The following is a 382-nucleotide window of genomic DNA, read 5'->3' on the forward strand; positions in this document are numbered from 1 at the left end:
AATTGAGGAAATAAAGCAAGCTTCAATACAGGCCCAAAGTGACCAAAAAGCCAATGAGCTAATGGCCGCTGCTGAGAAAGTAGAGAAGAGTCAGCGTGAACTGCAAGCTGGTTTTTCAATTGGAGTGCAAGATCCTTTAGGGGCATATCAAGAGCATCTGGATATGTCTACAAAAATGAGCGATACCCTATCGCTTGTCGATAAAGGTGACTTTGAAGACTGGTTGACTTCAAGGGTCTTGATTACCAAATGTGAAACTCAATATCGTGCCGAATTATTACCTCTTAAAGTCCGTTTGGATGCGGTAGGAATTGGTGATAAAAACCATCACCAAAGTGTTTTTGGCCCAGCATTGTTGGTGAGTGCTTTTCATGCCGCCGTT

General features: G+C 42.9%; 1 protein-coding gene. It reads left to right on the forward strand.

Going from position 1 to position 382, the window contains the following annotated elements; all coding sequences use genetic code 11:
• A partial coding sequence (locus tag A3763_RS08210) for a DUF1631 family protein (protein ID WP_197482850.1) occupies positions 1–382 on the forward strand: 382 nt, incomplete at both ends.

The organism is Oleiphilus sp. HI0128 (assembly GCF_001635365.1).